Raw genomic sequence first — 18,887 nt, 5'->3', positions numbered from 1 at the left:
ATTCATCGGGCCGGGACTGCAGAGACGTCGCCGCTCCGCCGGGCGGAGCGAGGGTAGGCCGCGCCGGTTAGCCACCGGTTACGCCCCCACGGAACCGTCCGGCCGGTGCGCCCTGCGCCCGGTCGTCGGGAAGGGAGAGGGCGAAGAGCCGCACCAGCGGGTGGAACACGTAGCAGGGCCGGCCCCACTCGTCGGCGCCGCTCACCTCCAGCAGCGCCTCGTCCGCCATGGCCTCCAGCAGCAGCTCGGCCTCCCCCTCGGGCAACCCCAGCAAACCGGCGGCGCGCACCGCGGGGAACGGCTCAGGGCCCAGGCCGCCGAGGTCCGGGAAAGCCCGGCGGGCATCCGGCCGCAGTGCCCGCCACGAGGCGAGCAGCGCGCCCTGCACGTCCAGGTCGCCCGAGTGGAGCTCCCGCAGCCGGGTCTCGGGGTCCGCCAGCCGCCGCGCGAACCGGTCCGGCGCGTAGTGCGGCCGGGCCGCTATCCGCGTGCCCGCGATACGCAGTGCCAGCGGCAGCCCCGCGCAGTGCTCCACGATGACCGCCGCCGCGCCGGGGGCGGCGGCGATCCGCTCCGGCCCTGCCGCCGCGGCCAGCACCTGGAGCGCCGGTCCGTCCTCCAGCGGATCGAGGGCCACGGTGTGGGCCCCGGCCACGGTGGGCAGCGCGGTGCGTCCCGTGACGAGGACGGCCGGTTCGGGGGTGTTGGGGAGCAGCGGCCCGAGTTGTGCCGCGCTCGCGGCGTTGTCCAGCAGGATGAGCAGCCGCCTGCCGCCGGTGCGCTCCCGGTAGAGACGCACGAGTTCGTCGGTGTCGTCGGCCACCCCGGAGCCGACGGCCAGCCCCAGTGCCCGCAGCAGATGCAGCAGCACCCCGCCGGCCGGCCGCGCGGTGCCGTCCGGAGTACGCAGGTCGGCGTACAGCTGCCCGTCGGGGAAGTGCCGCTTGCAGCGGTGCGCGGCGTGTACGGCGAGCGCGGTCTTGCCGACCCCGGCCATCCCCGTCACCAGCACCCTGCGGGGCCGGTCGGCCGCTGCGGTGTCCGGGGCGAGCGCGCGGGACAGCAGTCCCAGTTCGCGCTCGCGGCCCGTGAAGTCCGCCGTGTCCGGGGGCAGCGTGGCGGGTACGCCATGGGTGTCCTGGTCGTCCTGGCGGCGGCCGGCGGGCTCCGACGCCGCGGTGCCGGCCCGCCGCGGATGCCGCACCAGGGAGCCGTCCAGCAGTGCCCGGTAGGTGGCCTGCAGTTCCTCGCCCGGGTCGACGCCGAGTTCCTCGGCCAGCACCGCGCGGCCGTGGTGGTAGAGGTGGATCGCGTCGGCCTGCCGTCCGCAGCGGCACAGCGCGGTCATCAGCTGGCAGCGGATGCGCTCCCGCAGGGGGAACTCCGCCACGAGACCGGTGAGCTCGACGGTGATCTCCTCGTGGCGGCCCAGCGCGAGGTCGGCGGCGATCCGGTGCTCCAGGGTGACGGCGCGCGCCTCCGTCAGGCAGGGGGCCTCGGCGGCCGCGAGATGGTCCGTCGTGTTCGCCAGGGGAGGGCCGTTCCACCGCGCGAGGGCCCCCCGGAGAAGATCTCCCGCTTTTTCGTGGTCCTGCGCGGAAAGCGCTTCCCGACCCTCCCGGTCGAGTTCCTCGAATTCGATCAGGTCGAGCGAAGAATTGCCTATGGCCATGGCATATCCGGGTGGCCTGCGGTCGATGAGTATGTCGTCGCCCAGGATTTTCCGCAGCCTCGACACATAGGTGTACAGCTGGGCGCTCGCGGTGGCGGGCGGCGTCCAGCCCCAGAGCAGCCGGCTCAGCCGGTCGTCGGAGACGACCTCCTCGCGGGCCATCAGCAGCGCTGCCAGCACGGTGTGCAGCTTGGTGCCGGAGAGCGGCACTCTGCTCCCGTGCCGGCGGACCTCGACCGGCCCGAGCACTCGGAATTCCATGGGCAGCCCCGTTCGTGATTCACGCGAAGAATCTCCGGACGACGCTAGAGGGGTGCGTTATTTTCTCGATATCGTGTCGGTTTCACGGGGGTCCCGACGCGTGAAATCGGTGGGACAAGGGATCGAAAGGAGGCGTCCCTACTGTCCGTTCGTACCGCAGCAAGCGGCAATGACGGTCCACCGATGAGGGGGAATCGCAATGCGCAGCACTCGGACGGCGAAGCGGGCGACGATGGCCGGTCTGTTCGTACTGGCAGGGCTCATCACGGGCGCCGGCGCCGGCACCGGACTGGGCTTCACCGCGCACTCCACAACGGTCGCGAACGCCGACGACATGCCCTGGGGCGTCGTCACGCCGACGGGGCCGACCGCGGCCGCCGACGACGACATGCCCTGGGGCTGAGTCCCCGAATCCTCCGGGACCGGCTCAGTCGGACCGGTCCGCCAGGAGCAGCCGCAACATCCGGGGTGTGAAGCACCGTTCCGTCCCCGCGGCCGCACCCGCCCCGCCCGGCTCGCCGCGCAGCGCGGCGAGCAGCCTCAGCACCCTCTCCCGCCAGGGCTGGGCCCCGACTTCGCCGAGCGCGGCATGGGCCCGCTCGAACCTCTCCGCCGCTGCCGAGTGCCGGCCGTCCAGCGCCTCCACACAGCCGAGGTCGGTCTCCACCCGCGCGTACAGAAAGCGGTCGGACAGTTCCTCAGTGATCTCCAGGGCCTGCCTCAGCGTGCTCTCGGCCGCCGGGAGCAGGCCCTGGCTCCACTGCGTCTCGCCGAGTCCGCGCAGCGCGTGGGCCTCGCCGACCCGGTCGCCCTCCTTGCGGGACAACTGCAGCACCTCGTGGAAGGACTGGGCCGCGTCGTCCAGTTCACCCACGCACAGCCGCGCCTCCGCGAGCCGGTACAGGTTCTGCGTCTCCGCGCGCACAGACCCGGACCGCCGGCTGAGCGCCACCGCCTCCACGGCCAGGGGGAGCGCCTGCCCCACCTGACCGCGGTCCAGCTCGATCTGCGCCAGATAACCGAGCAGATGGGCCTGGTTGCGGGTGTCGTGCACCTCGGAGAAGCCTTCCAGCGCAGCCCGGCAGAACTGCAGCGCCCGGTCCCAGTCGCCCTGGAGCCTGGCGCACATCGCCAGGTTCCGCTGGGCGAGCGCCGCCCCGTGGACGTCGTCGCTGCCCCGCAGGAGACGCAGAGCGGCCATGTTCCAGCCCTCGGCCTGCTCGTAGCGCCGCTGGTAGATGGCGAGCGAGCCCAGCAGGCGCAGCATGGTGGCCTCGCCCACCCGGTCGCCGGCGCGCCGGGCGGACGTCAGGGCCGCGTCGGCGCAACGCTGCCAGTCCTCCAGGTAGTTGCGCGTCTCGAAGTGCGGCACCGCGCTCTCCGTCAGGGCCCACGCGTACCGTGCCCGGCCCGTCTCGGCCGCGTGCGCCACCACGTCCGCGACCGCGGCCCGCTCGGACTCGAACCAGTCCAGCGGTGCGGCCAGCAACTCGTCCGCGGCACCGGGCAGGCAGGCCGGTGCCCGCTGTGCCGGACGGCCCACCGGGAAGTCCCGGCCGTCCAGCCGCCGATGTGCCTCCTCCGCGAGCCACAGCCAGGCGGCGAAAGCGCGCTCCAGCGCGGCGTCGCACTGCTCCTCCGTCTCGTCGGCCTCGGCACGCTCGCGCGCGAAGAGCTGGAGCAGGTCCTGGAACCGGTACCGGGCGGGCCTGCCCGGTACCGGTTCCACGGCCTCCAGCAACTGGGCGTCCACGAGTTGGTCGAGCAGTTCCTCGGCCCGCCACAGGCTGGTGTCCACCGTGGCGGCGGCGGCCCACGCCGCGAAGTCCGGGGTGCGCAGCAGTCCGAGCCGGCGGTACATCCGGGCCGCGTCCGGAGACAGGTCCCGGTAGGTCAGCCGGAAGCCGGCCCGGACCCCGCCTTCCTCCGGGCTCAGCTCGTCCAGCCGACGCCGCTGGTCGCGCAGTCTCTCGACCAGCCCGCGCACCGTGAGCCCGGGTTTGGCCGCCAGCCGTGCTCCCGCGATCCGCAGCGCCAGCGGCAGGCAGTCGCACAGCGCGCTCAGCTGCTCGAGCCCCACCGGGTCGCTGCCGAAGCGGTCGGCACCGGCGATCTTGGTGAGCAGTGTGGTGGCCTCGGCGGGCGGGAGGACGCGCAGCCTGATCCGCAGCGCCGTGTAGTCGCCGGTCACATCGTCCAGGACCTCGCGCCCGGTGGCCAGGACGACACTGCGGCCGCCGCCCGGGAGCAGGGGCCGCAGCTGCGCGAACGACCGTACGTTGTCCAGGAGGACCAGCATTCTGCGCGTGCTGAGCAGGCTCCGGTACAGCGCCGCACGCTCGTCGAGCTCCTCCGGGATCTGCGGAGCCGGCACCCCGAGTGCGCGCAGGAAGCGGTCGAGTACGGCGGTGGGGGAGACCGGGGGGTTCTCCTCGTCGTAGCCGCGCAGATCGGCGAAGAGCTGACCGTCCGGGAAGCGGTCGGCAGCCTGACTCGCCCAGTGGACGGACAGTGCCGTCTTCCCCACCCCGCCCACGCCGACGACCGTGGCCAGAGCGGGGGCGTGGGGATGGTAAGGCTCCTTGAGCAGCCGGTCGAGCGCGGCCAACTCCTGCTGCCGCCCGGTGAACCGCATGACGTCCGCGGGCAGTTGGGCTGGCACCGTCAGGACGCTGACCGACGCGGGCGGAGCGGTGGCGGGCGGGCGGGACAGCTCGGGTGAGTCGCGCAGGATCAGATCGTGCAACTGCTGCAGCGCGGGCCCCGGTTCGATGCCCAGCTCCTCGTTCAGCAGCCGGCGCCCCAGCCGGAACACCTCCAGGGCCTCGGCGCGCTGTCCCGAGCGGTAGAGCGCCAGCATCAGATGCTCGCGCGACTGCTCCCGCAGAGGATGCCGTGCGACGAGTTCACCGAGTTCCCCGGTCAGCACCCGGTGCCTGCCCAGCTCCAGCATCAGACCGGCGCGCTCCTCCATCAGATCGAGCCGGAGCTGCTCCAACCTGGCCGCCTCCGCCTCGATCCGCTCGCCCGAGAGCTTGTCCAGGGCCGCCCCCCGCCACTTGCTGAGAGCCTCCTCCAACAGCGCACAGGCGTCCTCGGCCCGACCGTGGCGTGCGGCGTCACGCCCCTGTTCCGCGTGCTGCAGGAACTCCACGACGTCGATGCGGTGCTCACCGCGGGCGAGTACGTAGCCGGGCGGGGACGTCAGCAGCAGATCGCTTTGCCCGGCCTCCTTGAAGGTCTTGCGCAGAGTGGCGACGCAGATGGCGATCTGGTTGCGCGCGGTGGCCGGAGGGCTCTCCGGCCACACCGCGTCCACCAGGGTGTCCACGGACACGATCCGGTCGGCGGAGAGAAGCAGCATCGCGAGGACGGTGGACTGGCGTCTGCCTTTGATCCGGACCGGCACCCCGTCTGCCTGAACCAGCAGGGGGCCGAGCATCCTGAAGACTAGCTGGTTCAAAAGGTCCCCCCGACGTGACCCTGATCAAGGCGCTGACGGTACAATACGGAAGTACTCGAAATCGGCCATCAACAGCTCCGCCGGCAGGGCGATTTCCGGCCCTGGCGGGTGGACCTCGGAGCGTGCGGGGCGCGGTGGCCCACGGGGTTTCCGCGGACTCAGGAACGGGGCTGCGGTGCGACGGCGCACAGGGCCCGCGACAGTTCCCCCAGCACCTCGATGATCTTGCGGAATCCATCCTCCCCACCCAGCTCTCCGCACAGTCGGCGGGTCAGTTCGGCCTGGCCGGGCTCGATTCCGTGCAGAACCGCCCGGCCGCCGTCGGTGGCCTCGAGCAGTTTGGCGCGCCGGTGTGCGGGGTTGTCCCGGTAGGCTGCCAGTTCCCGGCTCACCAGCACATCGGACGTACGCTGCACGCTCTGCCGGGTGACGCCCAGGAGGCGGGCCACGGCGGAGACCGGTCGCGGCTCGGTCCCTATGGTGTTGAGGACCTGCCACTGGGCCGCGCTGAGTCCGTGCGCCAGCGTCAGCCTGTTGAGCTCGGCCGTGAACCTGCCGTTCAGGTGGAGCACCGCGAGTGCGGACCGACTGAGGGCGTCGACGCTGGTCACGCCACCAGGAGCGTCCTCACAGTAGTTGGCGACACGCAAAACGGCCCCCTCCGCAGGAAGTCGACACACTGAGCGTCCGTCGGTCCGCGGCCCCCGATGGTTCCGGCCACATGCTGCCGCACCGTACCGTTGGCCGAACGCAGTGTCCATGATGTGTTCGATTACCGGAATCTCGCGCGCCGCTTATGGTGAATCCGCCTCCGCCGAACCCCGTTAACGGAGCAGCGTATTCATGTCTGCACCCGGCCCACGGCCGGTGCCGTGCGGCCGACGGCACGGCGGGCAGCCCGCCGCCCCGGCGGGGGAGGCGCCCTCGGTGCTGCCGTCGTCACGCCGACGGCAGGCGCGAGCCGTCTGCCGGTTGATGTCGGCGTCCGACCTGAAGGGGCCGCCGGGTGTCTCGTCGGAAGTGCGGGGTCTTCGTAGTCACTGCGGCGCAGCCGCATCCCGCCGGTGTAGACGCCCGTGCCCATGCCGAACCATCGTGGGGTGCGCGATCGATGCGGCCGTCGAGCTCACCGGCGGCCGAGGCGTGCCGGCCGGATCTCGCCGGAGTGCGGCCGGGCGGGCGGGGCAACCGGACGCGAGGGAACCGGGGGACGTCGCCGAGCCGGGTGCGGACCGCTGGGCCCCGGGCCGGAGCGCGGACGGCCTTGCGGCCGGGCTCCGGTCCGCAAGGGCCCTCCGGGCGCGGTGCCGTCGGTGAGCGGTCCTTCGGCGAGCGGTCGTCTTCCGGCGGTCGTTCGCCGGGCGGCCATTTCGGTGACTCGTGCGGAAATGAGGCCGGCCCGGTATCCGCCGTGCGAATACCGGGCCTCGGGGTCGGAAAGCCCCGCCTCAGCGGTGAAAGGCGTCCTTGGTCTTCTCCTTCGCCTCGCGCATATCGCCCTTCGACTGTTCGGCGCGCCCTTCGGCGGTCATCCGCTCGTTGCCGACCACGCGTCCCACGGTCTCCTTCACCTTGCCCTTGGCCTGCTCGATCCTGGCCTGGGTCTTCTCGTTCGCAGTCATGACTCTCACTTCCCGGAAGTCGACGACGGATGCACTGTGTCGACTGACCCGGGCCCGCGCCGTCAAACGCCCGGTCCACCCGGGAAAAGACGGCGGATTGATCGACCAAGCCGCAGGTGTGAATTCGCGGAGCCCGGGCAACCGTGGCTTCGGAGGTTGATAAACATGGTCCCGTTGCTGCTGGTTCTCATACTCGCCGCGCTGCTTTTCGGTGCTGGATTCGCTCTCGAAGCGCTTTGGTGGATCGCCGCGATCGTCCTCGTCGTCTGGCTGCTCGGTTTCGTCATCCGACCGGCCGGTCCCGGTGGCGGCCGCGGACGCTGGTACCGCTGGTAGGTCGGCTCCGGCCGCCGACCGCCCGAGTACGGGTGCCCCGGGAGGACCTCCCGGGGCACCCGTACTCCCGTGTCCGGACGGCGCCGAACGAGCCCCGTGGATCAGGAGCGGCGGCGCGGCTTGCCGGGCCGGGCACCCTTGCGTCCGGCGGGGGCGCCGCCACGCCCGGTGGCGGCACCGCGCCGTCCCGCGGCCGCGGTCTTGCCGCCGGCCGCCTCGCGCGCCGGGCGGCCGGCGCGCCGGGCTCTGTCCTTCGGCTGGTCCTTCGGCTGCTCGGCGGGGGAGGGGCGGCGACCCCGCGTGCTGTTGACGGTCCTCCCGCGGACGATGCCGATGAAGTCGTCCACCAGATCGGTGGTCCGCTCCTCGGGCCAGGACAGGGCGACCCCCGACTGAGGGGCGTCGGTGACCGGGCGGTACGTGAGGTCCCTGCGGTGGTGCAGACGGGCGAGGGACTGCGGGACCACCAGCACACCCACCCCCGCGGCCACGAGCTCGATCGCGTCCGCGGTCGTCGCCGGCCGCTCGATCGCGGGACGTCCCGGGAGGTCCAGCCACTCGAGGGTGTCGTCCAGCGGGTGGAGCACGACGTCCTCGGCGAGGTCCTCCAGGGACACCTCGTCGACGGCCGCGATCGCGTGGTCCTTCGGCACGACGACCACCGTCGTCTCCGTGTAGAGCGGGATGGCGCTGAAGACGGCGCGGTCGACGGGCAGCCGCACCACACCGGCGTCGGCGCCCCCGTCGCGCAACAGCCCCGGCGCCTCGGCGGCCGGCACCGCGACGAGGTCCAGCGGGACGTCGGGCAGCCGATCCTGCCAGATCCGCACCCATTTGCCAGGAGTCACGCCGGGTACGTAGGCGAGCCTGAACGAGGGGGGAGCTTCGGAGCCAGTCACCGCTCCAGGTTATCCGGCGTGGTCGGAGCTCGTGCACGCGCTCGATATCCTTGCCCCATGACGTCGCACCACGGCACCCAGACCATGAAGCCCGCCACGGCGGCCAAGAAGCTGGGTGTGTACCTCGAAGCCACCCCTGCGGAGTTCCGGGAGGGCGTCGTCTCGCGCGACGAGCTCAACGCGCTCCAGTCCGACCCGCCCGAGTGGCTCCGCGAGCTGCGGCGCAACGGCCCGCACCCCCGCCCCGTGGTCGCGGCGAAGTTGGGCGTCTCCATCTCCGGTCTGGCCCGTGGTGGTGTCACCGAGGCCCTGACCACGGAGCAGATCGAGGCGCTGAAGCAGGAGAGCCCCGAGTGGCTCCGGCGGGAGCGCGCGACCCAGGCCGAGGTGCGCAAGGAGGCCGTGCGCCTCAAGGAGAAGCGCGCCGAGAAGGACGCGGAGGCCGAGGGGCGTTCCTGACGGCCGGCATGCAGGGCGGGCCGGGCGCTCCGGCCGGAGCGCCCCGCGCCGCCGGCCGACCACCGGTGTCAGTCCGTGATCCTCGTCCACGCGGTCGTGCCGAGCAGGCCCGTCTCGCCGATGTCGAGGCCGCCTTCCGGTTCCACGGTCTGCCGGTCGGCACCGGCGCTCGGGCCGATCTCCACGTACACGCCGCTCCCGCGCAGGGACGCCGCGTCGACGGCGGAGTAGCGCCAGACGAACACGCTGCGTGCCGACTCCCCGGGGCGCAGCGGGACCGGGTGCGGACCCGGGTCGTCGAGTCGGGTGATCGGTTCCGGCCCCTTGAGCACCGTCACGTCCATGGGCCGGTGGTCCACGTCGCGCACCCGGACGTCCGGATAGCCGTTCAACCGCTGAGCCCGAGTGCCGCAGTTGGTGATCGTGACGGGCATGGCGCGCAGGCCCATGGTGGCGCTGACCATGCCGGTCGACACCCGTATGCCCGAGGCCGGGCAGTTGCGCGCTCCGGGCGGAGGCCGCTCCCCGGCGGCTTCCCGCACACCGGACGACGGCCGTGAGCCGGGAGGACCGGGTACGGGAGGACCGGACGCCGGGTGCGGGGGACGGGCGTCCGCTCCCGTCCGGGCGGGATCGGCCTCGCGGTCCAGCTCTGCCGACAGCCCGCACCCGGTGGCCAGGATCGCGGCCGACGCCGCGAGGATCGCCGCACGCCTCAGCTCTCTGCCGTTCATGCCGTGATCATGGCACGCCGCCGCCACCGTGCGACGGGGGATTCGGGAGCCCGCTTCGGCAGGGAACCGGGCCGCGCCCTGCCGGCCCGCTCCGGCACGGTCGCTCCAACGGCTCTGCCTCACCGCCGACTTCGCGGTGGACCGCTCGCCGCACGCACCGTTCCGCCGGACGCCGCCACTCGGACCGCCCGGTGGACGGTGTCGTCCGAACCGCCCCGTGGACGGCGTCCAGACGCTTCCAGGCCCGTGCGCTCCGCGGTAGGTGCGCGGGTACCGGACCGCCGCGCCACCCGTGGAGGGCCGGCGGGGCGCGAGGAACGCCCCGAGGGCAGGGCGCCCCCGTGCGCACTCACCGGATCATGACCGTGCCCCGCGGCCCTTGGGGGCGCGGGGCACGGAACAGGCCTTGCGCGGACGGCGGTCAGCCGCGGGCGGCGCGGCGCCGGCGCGTCACCACGAGGATGCCGGCACCGGCCGCGACTGCGGCGGCCGCGGCGCCCGCGATCACGGGCGTGGCGCTGGATCCGCCGGTCTCCGCGAGGGGCGGCGTGCTCGGCTCGGGCGCGGGTGGCGCCTCGGAGCTGGGCGGCTCCGAGCTCGGGGTGTCCGAGGGCTCCGGCTCCTCCGGCGTCTCGGAGGGCTCCGGCGTCTCCGGGGGCTTCGGGGTTTCGCAGACTGGCGCGCTCTTGGTCTCGTCGTGCGAGAACCGGTCGCCGTCACCGGCCTTCACCACGAGCCGCACCTCGACCTCGGCCTTGTGCTCGGGCAGTTGCAGCGTCTTGCTGAACTCGCGCCCGAACGCCTCGGTGGGCAGCAGGTCCTTGCCGTCGACGGTGACCGTCACCGTGTTGGTGACGTCGGGGCTGTACGCCTTCAGGTCGACCGTGACCTCGGAGCAGGTCACCGTCCAGACGGGTGTGTGGGCCGACGCCGGAGCGGCGCTCAGGCCCACTCCGACGAGCCCGAGTGCGGCGCCCGCTATAAGAGCGCCCGAGCGCTTCCACGCACCGGTGGGTGCATTCATCAATCCTCCATGGAGGTCCGAACACCTGGTCTGATGGCAGCGCACAGTACTCCTCCCGCGAACCGGGTTCACTCCGCCCCCGACAACGACTTGGTCCCCATCACCCCACCGGGCCGGGGGCGTTCGCGCCGTCGTACCCGGTCCGCCGCGGCACTGCTGCCGCCGCCGGGGAACGGGCAGGGGGCCCAGCCTCGCCACTTGGCCAACCGGCCTACCTGATGGAGCGTTTCCTCGCCCGGCCCGAGCACGGACCCGAGGCAGAGGCCGGTGATCACCGGCGTGCCCGCGGAGGATCCGTGTGCGGGCTGCCCGGCTGTACGCCGGCGCCCGACGCGGTCGACCACTGCGGGCTCGGCGTCACCCGGCACAGCCCAGGGCTCGACGATGCTGCCGGCCACGGCCACGGCCACGGCCGCGGCCGACCGGCCGCGACCGGCATCGGCCGCGAGGGCGCGGGGGTGAACCCGCTGCGCGGGCAGAACGACGTGCAGGGCTCGCGCGACACGGGCCCCTTCCCCGCGACCGGTGCCGACGCCGACGCCGACGCCGTGACGACCGAGTACCCGGACCGGGGGCCGACTGTCCCGAGTGCAGAGTGACGGCGTCCGGGGCACCCTGAGGCGGCCCGCGGCGGCGGAACCGGCGGTGGCCCGCGGGGGCCCTCGCCGCCGGGGAGCGGTGGGTCATGGCCCGTTCGCCCGTCGCCGCCCGCGTACGGCTGGCGACGGCATCGCGGCACAGCTCCGGCAGCGGGATCCGCCGCGGTGGCGGAGGAGACCGCCGTACACGTCCGGGCCTGCCGTGATCCCCGGACGCGCGCCCGGCCGACCGAGGACGCCGAGGCCGGCCGCGACGGCCGGGATCCCCGACGTCCCCGCCGTCGCCCTGCTGCCCGGCGGGGGTCGGCTTCGGCCGAGCGGCGGGGTCCGCACCGGGCGGCGGACCGGGCGTCCGCGCGGCCGTGCACCTGCCGGGACCGCCGGCCGCGTCGTCCGGCCCTCCGCCGGAACCGGAGGGAGGGTCGGCCGGGAGAGCCCGAGCCGCCGCTCCGGCCGTGCGGACACGCAACCGTCGCCGACGGTGCGGTCCGGTGCCGGGGCCCGAGCCGCGTCGGAACGACCGGCGGAGAGGGTCCGAATTGCCCCGATTGGTCGATATCGGTCAGGCTTGTACTGGCAGGACGGGAGCGGACCCGTGTGTGGACGTGGCAGGAGCAGGCCGCAAGGCGTCCGGGACACGGCGCCGGAGCAGGCGCGCGGCGACGGCGTCCGGCGGCCCACGGGCCGCCGGACGCGGCGACCACCGGTGCCGTACGGCCGGCGGGCGCGGCGTCGCCCCTGCGTATGCGTGTGCCCGCGCGCACCGACCTGAGTATCCGCTTCCCGACCTGTGAACCGCGCCTCGTGCGACGAAGGAGAACCTCATGGCCAAGGCAGTCGGAATCGACCTGGGGACCACCAACTCGGTGATCGCGGCATGGGAGGGGGGAGAGGCCGCAGTCCTCCCGAATTCCGAGGGCAGCCGCACGACCCCCTCCGTCGTCGCCTTCACCGACACCGGGGAACGGCTCGTCGGCCAGCTGGCCCGCCGCCAGGCGATCCTCAATCCCAAGGGCACGATCTACTCGGCCAAGCGCTTCATCGGCCGCCGATACGACGAGATCTCCGACGAGGCCAAGGCCGTCGCGTTCGACGTCGTTCCGGACGAGCACGGCAACGCGCGCTTCGACGTGCGGGGCAAGCTGTACTCGCCGGAGGAGATCAGTGCGCTGGTGCTGCGCAAACTGGCCGACGACGCGGGCAAGCAGCTGGGGGAGCGGGTGACCGAGGCGGTCATCACCGTTCCCGCGTACTTCAACGACGCCCAGCGCCAGGCCACCAAGGACGCCGGGAGGATCGCCGGTCTGGAAGTGCTCCGCATCATCAACGAGCCGACCGCCGCGGCCCTCGCCTACGGCCTGGACAAGAAGGGCCACGAGACGGTCCTGGTGTTCGACCTCGGCGGCGGCACCTTCGACGTGAGCCTGCTCGACGTCGGCGACGGCGTGGTCGAGGTCCGGTCCACCGCCGGTGACAGCCACCTCGGCGGTGACGACTTCGACCGGCGCCTGGTCGACCACCTGGCCGACAAGTTCCAGCAGGACAACGGCATCGACCTGCGCCAGGACCCCCAGGCGCTGCAGCGGCTGTTCGAGGCCGCGGAGAAGGCCAAGGTCGAACTGAGCTCCGTGACCCAGACGCAGGTCAGCCTGCCGTTCATCACCGCCGACGCGGCCGGCCCCAAGCACCTGACGGAAACCGTCATGCGGTCCACGTTCGAGCAGATCACCGCGGACCTCGTCGAGCGGACGCTGGAACCCGTCAAGCAGGCCATGGCGGACGCCAAGGTCACCGAGAACGACATCGACGAGGTCATCCTCGTCGGGGGATCCACCCGCATCCCTGCCGTGCAGGCCCTCGTCCGCCGGCTGACGGGCGGCAAGGAGCCGAACATGAGCGTGAACCCCGACGAGGTCGTGGCCCTGGGCGCCGCGATCCAGGCGGGTGTGCTCAAGGGCGAGGTCAAGGACGTCCTGCTGCTCGACGTGACCCCGCTGTCGCTGGGCGTGGAGACCCGTGGCGGCGTGATGACCAAGCTGGTCGAACGGAACACGACGGTCCCCGTCCGCCGTACGCAGACGTTCTCCACCGCCGAGGACAACCAGCCGGCCGTCGACGTCGTAGCCCTCCAGGGCGAGCGGGAGATGGCCGCCGACAACCGTGTCCTCGGGCGCTTCCAGCTGAAGGACATCCGGCCGGCCCCTCGGGGCGAGCCGCAGATCGAGGTCACCTTCGACGTCGACGCCAACGGAATCCTGAACGTCACCGCACGCGACAAGAACACGGGAGCCGAGCAGGGCATCACCATCAGCGAGGGCTCCAACCTCGACCAGGGCGAGGTGGAGCGGATGGTCCAGGAGGCCGAGCGCCACCGCGGCGAGGACGCCGCACTGCGCGAGGCCGTCGACGCCCGCAACGAACTGGACGCCGTGGCCTACCAGGTCGAGCGCCGACTGCAGGACCTGGGCGACGCCGCGCCGCCGCACGAGAAGGCCAGGGCGGAGATCCTGGTCGGCGACGCCAGGGGGGCCGTGCGGGAGGAGGCGCCGGTCGACCGGGTCAGGTCACTGACGTCCGAACTGCAGCAGATCCACGCCTCGTTGTCCGCCCACCGCGCCGGTGCCGCGACGGGCGCGGCGGGCACGGGGCCCGACGACGGTGCGTCGGTCGGTGCCGGAGGGGCCGGCGACGACGTGATCGACGCCGAGTTCGACAAGGGCTGAGACGGTTCATGACCACCGACGACGTACCCGTTCCGCCGGAGGAGCCCACCCGGGCACCGGCCGCGGAGGCACAGCCGGACACCGGGGAACCCGCCGAGGAGCTCGAAGAGATCCGGGACCGCTGGCGGCGCTCCCTCGCGGACCTGGACAACCTCCGCAAGCGCCACGCGCGGGAGCTGCAGCGCGAGCGGAGCGACGAACGGGCCCGTACGTCTGCCGCCTGGCTGCCCGTGATCGACAACCTCGAACTCGCCCTCCAGCACGCGGGATCCGACCCGTCCGCCGTGCTGGAGGGAGTCAAGGCCGTGCGCGACCTGGCCGTCGACGTCCTCCGGGGGCTCGGATACCCCCGCTACGAGGAGACGGGAGTGCCGTTCGACCCGGCCCGGCACGAGGTCGTCGGTGTCGTCGACGACCCCGAGGCCGTGCCCAACACCGTGGTCCGGGTGCAGCGGCCCGGTTACGGCGAGGGCGACCGGCAGCTGCGTCCCGCGTCCGTCGTGGTGAACAAGCGGCGGGAGTGACGCCCATGGCGCGTGACTACTACGACGTGCTCGGGGTCGGCCGCAGCGCCGATTCCGACGAGATCCAGGCGGCCTTCCGCAAGCTGGCCCGCCGGCACCATCCCGACGTCAACAAGGACCCGGAGGCCGAGGAGCGGTTCCGGGAGATCAACGAGGCGTACGGCGTGCTGTCCGACCCCGACACGCGCCGCCGCTACGACCGGTTCGGCGAGCACTTCCGGGACGTCCCGGAGGACTACGACGAGCGTGTCGCGGCTGCCGCCGGCGCCCGGGGCGGCGGGTACGCCCGCGGCGGCGGACCGGGCGGCGCCGGCCGCCGGGTCCGCTTCGTGTCCGACTTCGGCGATGGCTACGAGGGGGGCGCGGGCGTGGACTTCGAGGACCTGCTCGGCGGGCTGTTCGGCCGCGGCGGGACCAGGACCGGGGGATCCGTGCCCGGCGCGGACCAGGAGGCGGAGCTCCCGCTCCGCGTCGAAGAGGCCTACCACGGTGGCAGACGCGGCATCACCCTCTCGGGACCGGACGGTCCGCGGACCTACGACGTGACGGTTCCCCGCGGCGTCCTCGACGGCCAGCGCATCCGGCTGGCCGGAGAGGGCGGCCGGGGGAGCGGCGGCGGCTCGTCGGGCGACCTGTACCTGCGGGTGCGGATCACACCGGACTCGCGGTTCCGGCTGGAGGGCCGTGACATCCACGTGGTCCTCCCGGTCACCCCCTGGGAGGCCGCGCTCGGCGCCACCGTGCCCGTTCCCACCCCCGGCGGCACGGCGAAGGTCACCGTGCCGGGCGGTTCCTCCAGCGGCCGCAGGCTGCGGCTGCGCGGTGAGGGGATGCCCAACCCCCGCGGCGGCGACGGGGACCTCTACGCGGAGGTCCGGATCATGGTGCCGCCGAAGCTCTCCGAACACGAACGCGAACTGTTCGGCCAACTCGCCGCCGACTCCACCTTCGACCCGAGGAAGCCAGGATGACCCACGACCCCCGGACCGCGGGGCGGACCCCCGGGCACCGCCCGGCGACACCACCGGCCCGGCAACCGGGCGTGAACGTCGTCGTACGGCGCTACGCGATGGATCCGGTCCCCCGGCTGGACCTGGACGCCGTCGCACGCCGTGCCTCCCTCCACCCCGAGGTCGTGCGGCGGTTCGTCGCGCTCGGGCTGATCGACGCGACCCGCGGCGCTGACGGACGGCTGTGGTTCGACCGGAGCGCGCCTTCGGCACTAGCCCGCATCCAACGCCTACGGGCCGGGCTGCACCTCAACTACGCCTCCCTCGGTCTGGTGCTCGATCTGCTCGACCGGATCAGCGAACTGGAGGACGCGCTGAGGCGCAGCAACGCCGGCGCCAGGAGTGATGAATCGTGGATATGAACCGGCTGACCCAGAAGTCGCAGGAAGCCCTGCGGGAAGCACAGACGATCGCCGGACGGCTCGACCAGACCGAGGTCGACGGCGAGCATCTGCTGCTCGCCCTCATCGACCAGCCCGAGGGCCTGGTGCCCCGGCTGCTCGACCGGGCGGACGTCGACACCCAGGGGCTGCGCAGGGCCGTGACGGAGTCGCTGGCCCGCAGGCCCAGGGTGACCGGACCCGGAGCCCAGCCCGGCCAGGTGTTCATCACCCAGCGGCTCGCCCAGGTGCTGGACACCGCCGAGCAGGAGGCCAAGCGGCTCAAGGACGAGTACGTCTCCGTCGAGCACCTCGTCCTCGCCCTCGTGGACGAGGGGGCGAGGACCTCCGCGGGCCGGCTGCTCAAGGAGTTCGGCGTCACGAAGGAGTCGTTCCTCGACGCCCTCACGCAGATCCGCGGTCACCAGCGCGTCACCTCCGCCACCCCCGAGGGCTCGTACGAGGCACTCGAGAAGTACGGCCGGGACCTGGTCGCCGAGGCCCGCGGCGGAAGGACGGACCCGGTCATCGGCCGCGACGCGGAGATCCGCCGCGTCATCCAGATCCTGAGCCGGAAGACGAAGAACAACCCCGTCCTGATCGGCGACCCGGGCGTCGGCAAGACGGCGATCGTGGAGGGGCTGGCCCAACGGATCGTACGCGGGGACGTGCCCGACGGTCTTCGCGACCGGACGATCTTCGCCCTCGACATGAGCCTGCTGGTCGCGGGCGCCAAATACCGGGGTGAGTTCGAGGAACGGCTGCAGGCCGTGCTCGGCGAGGTCAAAGGCGCCGAGGGGCGGATCCTGCTGTTCGTCGACGAACTGCACACCGTCGTCGGTGCGGGCGGAGGTCCCGAGGGCGCCATGGACGCCGGGAACATGCTCAAGCCGATGCTGGCACGCGGCGAACTCCACATGATCGGCGCCACCACCCTCGCCGAGTACCGCAAGTACGTGGAGTCCGACGCCGCCCTCGAACGCCGTTTCCAGCAGGTGGTCGTGGACGAGCCCAGCGTCGAGGACACCATCTCCATCCTTCGCGGACTGCGCGAACGCCTGGAGGTCTTCCACGGGGTGAAGATCCAGGACACCGCGCTCGTCGCCGCCGCCACCCTCAGCCACCGCTACATCTCCGACCGGTTCCTGCCGGACAAGGCGATCGACCTCGTGGACGAGGCCTGCGCCCGGTTGCGGACGGAGATCGACTCGATGCCGGCCGAACTCGACGAGATCACCCGCCGGGTGACCCGGCTGGAGATCGAGGAGGCGGCACTCGACACGGAGTCCGAACCCGCCAGCCGCAAGCGCCTCGAGGAACTCCGGCGCGAACTGGCCGATCTGCGTGCGGAGGCCGACGCCATGCACGCCAAGTGGGAGGCCGAGCGCCAGGCCATCAGGCGGGTGCAGGAACTGCGCCAGGAGCTGGAGCAGGCACGGCAGGAGGCCGAGGAGGCCGAGCGGAACTACGACCTCAACCGAGCCGCGGAACTCCGCTACGGCAGGATCACCGAACTGGAGAGGCGACTCGCGGCCGAGGAGGACTCCCTGGCGGTCAAGCAGGGCGAGAACCGGCTGCTGCACGAGGTCGTCACCGAGGACGAGATCGCCGAGATCGTCGCCGCGTGGACCGGGATCCCCGTAACCCGGCTCCAGGAGAGCGAGCGCGAGAAGCTGCTGCGGCTCGACGAGATCCTCGGGGAGCGCGTCGTCGGGCAGGACGAGGCGGTCAAACTCGTCACCGACGCCATCATCCGGGCCCGTTCCGGCATCCGGGACCCGCGGCGGCCGATCGGCTCGTTCGTGTTCCTCGGCCCGACCGGCGTGGGCAAGACCGAGCTTGCCAAGGCGCTGGCGGCGGCGCTCTTCGACAGCGAGGAGAGCCTGATCCGCCTGGACATGAGCGAGTACCAGGAGCGGCACACCGTCAGCAGGCTGGTCGGCGCGCCCCCGGGATACGTCGGCTACGAGGAGGGCGGCCAGCTCACCGAGGCCGTCCGCCGCAAGCCGTACTCCGTCGTCCTGTTCGACGAGATCGAGAAGGCGCACGCGGACGTCTTCAACACCCTGCTGCAGGTGCTCGACGACGGCCGGATCACCGACTCCCAGGGCCGCACGGTCGACTTCCGCAACACCGTCGTCATCATGACCTCCAACATCGGGTCGACGTACCTGCTCGACGGCGTCACCGCCGACGGCGAGATCAAGCCCGAGACCCGGGCCCTGGTCATGGGCGATCTGCAGGCACACTTCCGGCCGGAGTTCCTCAACCGCATCGACGACGTCGTGCTGTTCAAGCCCCTCGGCATGGCACAGATCAAGAAGATCGTCGACCTCCAGTTCGACGATCTGCGCCGGCGGCTCGGGGAGCGGCAGATCACCCTGGAACTCACCGACGCCGCCCGCGAGCACATCGCCGAGCAGGGCTTCGACCCCGTCTACGGTGCCCGGCCGTTGCGCCGCTACATCTCGCACGAGGTCGAGACCCTGGTCGGCCGTGCGCTGATCCGCGGTGACGTGCGGGACGGCTCGACGGTCCGGGTCGGCGAGCAGGACGGCGAACTCGTCGTCACCTACGACGACGCCCCCGGCCGGCCGCGCCCCGTCCAAGAGGCCGCGTGAGCCCGGTGAACCCGACCGACACGGGCGGCGGAACGGTCGCGTGCACCGAATGCGGCCGCGGGAACCGCGTGCCGGCGGCCGCCGACGGTCGTCCGCGCTGCGGGAGCTGCAAGGCCCCGCTCCCGTGGATCGTCGACGCGGGCGACGGCGACTTCGAGGAGGTCGCCATGAGGGCCGCGCCCGTCGTACTCGTCGACCTGTGGGCCACCTGGTGCGGACCCTGCCGCATGGTCGGTCCGGCGCTGGAGCAGGTCGCACGGGAACTGGCCGGTCGGATCAAGCTGGTCAGGGTCGACGTCGACCAGGCGCCGCGCATCGCGCAGAAGTTCCAGGTGCAGGCCGTACCCACCCTAATCCTGATGGACCGGGGAGAGGTGATCGCCCGACAGGCGGGCGCGGCTCCCGCGCCGGCTCTGCGCCAGTGGGTCGAACAGGCACTGCGGGGCCGCCGCTGAACTCCCGCAAGCCGCCGAACGGAGGCCGCCCGTGGAGGAGACCGATCCGCATCTCGACATGGTGCGTGCGGTCTCGCCGAACACGCCCGAGGGCTGCGAGGAGTG

17 protein-coding genes are annotated in these 18,887 nt (G+C 72.6%); 10 read left to right on the top strand and 7 right to left on the bottom strand.

What is annotated here, in order from left to right:
- Nucleotides 1–67 precede the first annotated feature (67 nt).
- On the bottom strand, nt 68–1,933 hold the full coding sequence (locus QMZ92_RS31695; protein ID WP_283301014.1) for an AfsR/SARP family transcriptional regulator: 1,866 nt from the start codon (nt 1,931–1,933) through the stop codon (nt 68–70).
- Nucleotides 1,934–2,132: 199 nt separating this feature from the next.
- Between QMZ92_RS31695 and QMZ92_RS31690 the strand changes: the two genes are divergently transcribed.
- Nucleotides 2,133–2,336 (top strand): hypothetical protein, encoded by a 204-nt coding sequence (locus QMZ92_RS31690; RefSeq protein WP_283301013.1) that lies wholly within the window; start codon nt 2,133–2,135, stop codon nt 2,334–2,336.
- 24 nt (nt 2,337–2,360) lie between these two features.
- Here the strand turns inward: QMZ92_RS31690 and QMZ92_RS31685 are convergent, their stop codons facing one another.
- From QMZ92_RS31685 to QMZ92_RS31675, 3 genes are all read right to left on the bottom strand, one after another.
- A complete protein-coding gene (locus QMZ92_RS31685; RefSeq protein WP_283301012.1) occupies nt 2,361–5,396 on the bottom strand; it encodes an AfsR/SARP family transcriptional regulator in 3,036 nt (1,011 codons plus the stop codon).
- Nucleotides 5,397–5,554: 158 nt separating this feature from the next.
- Entirely contained in the window at nt 5,555–6,007 is a 453-nt protein-coding gene (locus QMZ92_RS31680; RefSeq protein ID WP_283301011.1) for a MarR family winged helix-turn-helix transcriptional regulator, read from the bottom strand.
- A gap of 837 nt (nt 6,008–6,844) precedes the next feature.
- A complete protein-coding gene (locus tag QMZ92_RS31675) occupies nt 6,845–7,018 on the bottom strand; it encodes a CsbD family protein (protein ID WP_283301010.1) in 174 nt (57 codons plus the stop codon).
- A gap of 165 nt (nt 7,019–7,183) precedes the next feature.
- Between QMZ92_RS31675 and QMZ92_RS31670 the strand changes: the two genes are divergently transcribed.
- On the top strand, nt 7,184–7,354 hold the full coding sequence (locus QMZ92_RS31670) for a hydrophobic protein (RefSeq protein WP_109294168.1): 171 nt from the start codon (nt 7,184–7,186) through the stop codon (nt 7,352–7,354).
- Nucleotides 7,355–7,455: 101 nt separating this feature from the next.
- Here QMZ92_RS31670 and QMZ92_RS31665 read toward each other — a convergent pair whose 3' ends face one another.
- Complete coding sequence (locus tag QMZ92_RS31665) at nt 7,456–8,253, bottom strand: LysR substrate-binding domain-containing protein (protein ID WP_283301009.1); 798 nt, start codon at nt 8,251–8,253, stop codon at nt 7,456–7,458.
- A 57-nt stretch (nt 8,254–8,310) separates the two neighbouring features.
- Between QMZ92_RS31665 and QMZ92_RS31660 the strand changes: the two genes are divergently transcribed.
- On the top strand, nt 8,311–8,712 hold the full coding sequence (locus QMZ92_RS31660; RefSeq protein ID WP_283301008.1) for a DUF5997 family protein: 402 nt from the start codon (nt 8,311–8,313) through the stop codon (nt 8,710–8,712).
- Nucleotides 8,713–8,780: 68 nt separating this feature from the next.
- Here the strand turns inward: QMZ92_RS31660 and QMZ92_RS31655 are convergent, their stop codons facing one another.
- The gene (locus tag QMZ92_RS31655; protein ID WP_283301007.1) at nt 8,781–9,446 is read right to left on the bottom strand and encodes a DUF4232 domain-containing protein; all 666 of its coding nucleotides are present in this window, start codon (nt 9,444–9,446) and stop codon (nt 8,781–8,783) included.
- Nucleotides 9,447–9,867: 421 nt separating this feature from the next.
- Nucleotides 9,868–10,470 (bottom strand): LAETG motif-containing sortase-dependent surface protein, encoded by a 603-nt coding sequence (locus QMZ92_RS31650; RefSeq protein ID WP_283301006.1) that lies wholly within the window; start codon nt 10,468–10,470, stop codon nt 9,868–9,870.
- 296 nt (nt 10,471–10,766) lie between these two features.
- Here QMZ92_RS31650 and QMZ92_RS31645 point away from each other — a divergent pair, with 296 nt between their 5' ends.
- From QMZ92_RS31645 to trxA, 7 genes are all read left to right on the top strand, one after another.
- Nucleotides 10,767–11,069, top strand: coding sequence for a hypothetical protein (locus QMZ92_RS31645; protein ID WP_283301005.1), 303 nt, complete (start codon nt 10,767–10,769; stop codon nt 11,067–11,069).
- Between the two features lie 824 nt (nt 11,070–11,893).
- The gene (dnaK, locus tag QMZ92_RS31640; protein ID WP_283301004.1) at nt 11,894–13,792 is read left to right on the top strand and encodes a molecular chaperone DnaK; all 1,899 of its coding nucleotides are present in this window, start codon (nt 11,894–11,896) and stop codon (nt 13,790–13,792) included.
- 8 nt (nt 13,793–13,800) lie between these two features.
- On the top strand, nt 13,801–14,316 hold the full coding sequence (locus tag QMZ92_RS31635) for a nucleotide exchange factor GrpE (protein ID WP_283301003.1): 516 nt from the start codon (nt 13,801–13,803) through the stop codon (nt 14,314–14,316).
- Nucleotides 14,317–14,321: 5 nt separating this feature from the next.
- Nucleotides 14,322–15,287 carry a DnaJ C-terminal domain-containing protein gene (locus QMZ92_RS31630; protein ID WP_283301002.1) on the top strand — a complete coding sequence of 322 codons (966 nt, stop codon included), beginning with the start codon at nt 14,322–14,324 and terminating at the stop codon, nt 15,285–15,287.
- Nucleotides 15,284–15,688 carry a chaperone modulator CbpM gene (locus QMZ92_RS31625; protein ID WP_283301001.1) on the top strand — a complete coding sequence of 135 codons (405 nt, stop codon included), beginning with the start codon at nt 15,284–15,286 and terminating at the stop codon, nt 15,686–15,688. Before QMZ92_RS31630 ends, QMZ92_RS31625 begins: the two co-directional genes overlap by 4 nt.
- Nucleotides 15,679–18,327 carry an ATP-dependent chaperone ClpB gene (clpB, locus tag QMZ92_RS31620; protein ID WP_283301000.1) on the top strand — a complete coding sequence of 883 codons (2,649 nt, stop codon included), beginning with the start codon at nt 15,679–15,681 and terminating at the stop codon, nt 18,325–18,327. Before QMZ92_RS31625 ends, clpB begins: the two co-directional genes overlap by 10 nt.
- A complete protein-coding gene (gene trxA / locus QMZ92_RS31615; protein WP_283300999.1) occupies nt 18,324–18,782 on the top strand; it encodes a thioredoxin in 459 nt (152 codons plus the stop codon). The genes clpB and trxA overlap by 4 nt, the downstream gene beginning before the upstream one ends.
- The last annotated feature ends 105 nt before the right edge of the window (nt 18,783–18,887 follow it).

Origin of the sequence: Streptomyces sp. HNM0645 (genome assembly GCF_030056615.1) — a bacterium.
In the GTDB taxonomy this organism is placed as follows: Bacteria; Actinomycetota; Actinomycetes; order Streptomycetales; family Streptomycetaceae; genus Streptomyces; species Streptomyces marianii.
The sequence above is the reverse complement of the archived record's forward strand: the minus strand, read 5'-3'. Positions and strand labels throughout refer to the sequence as shown.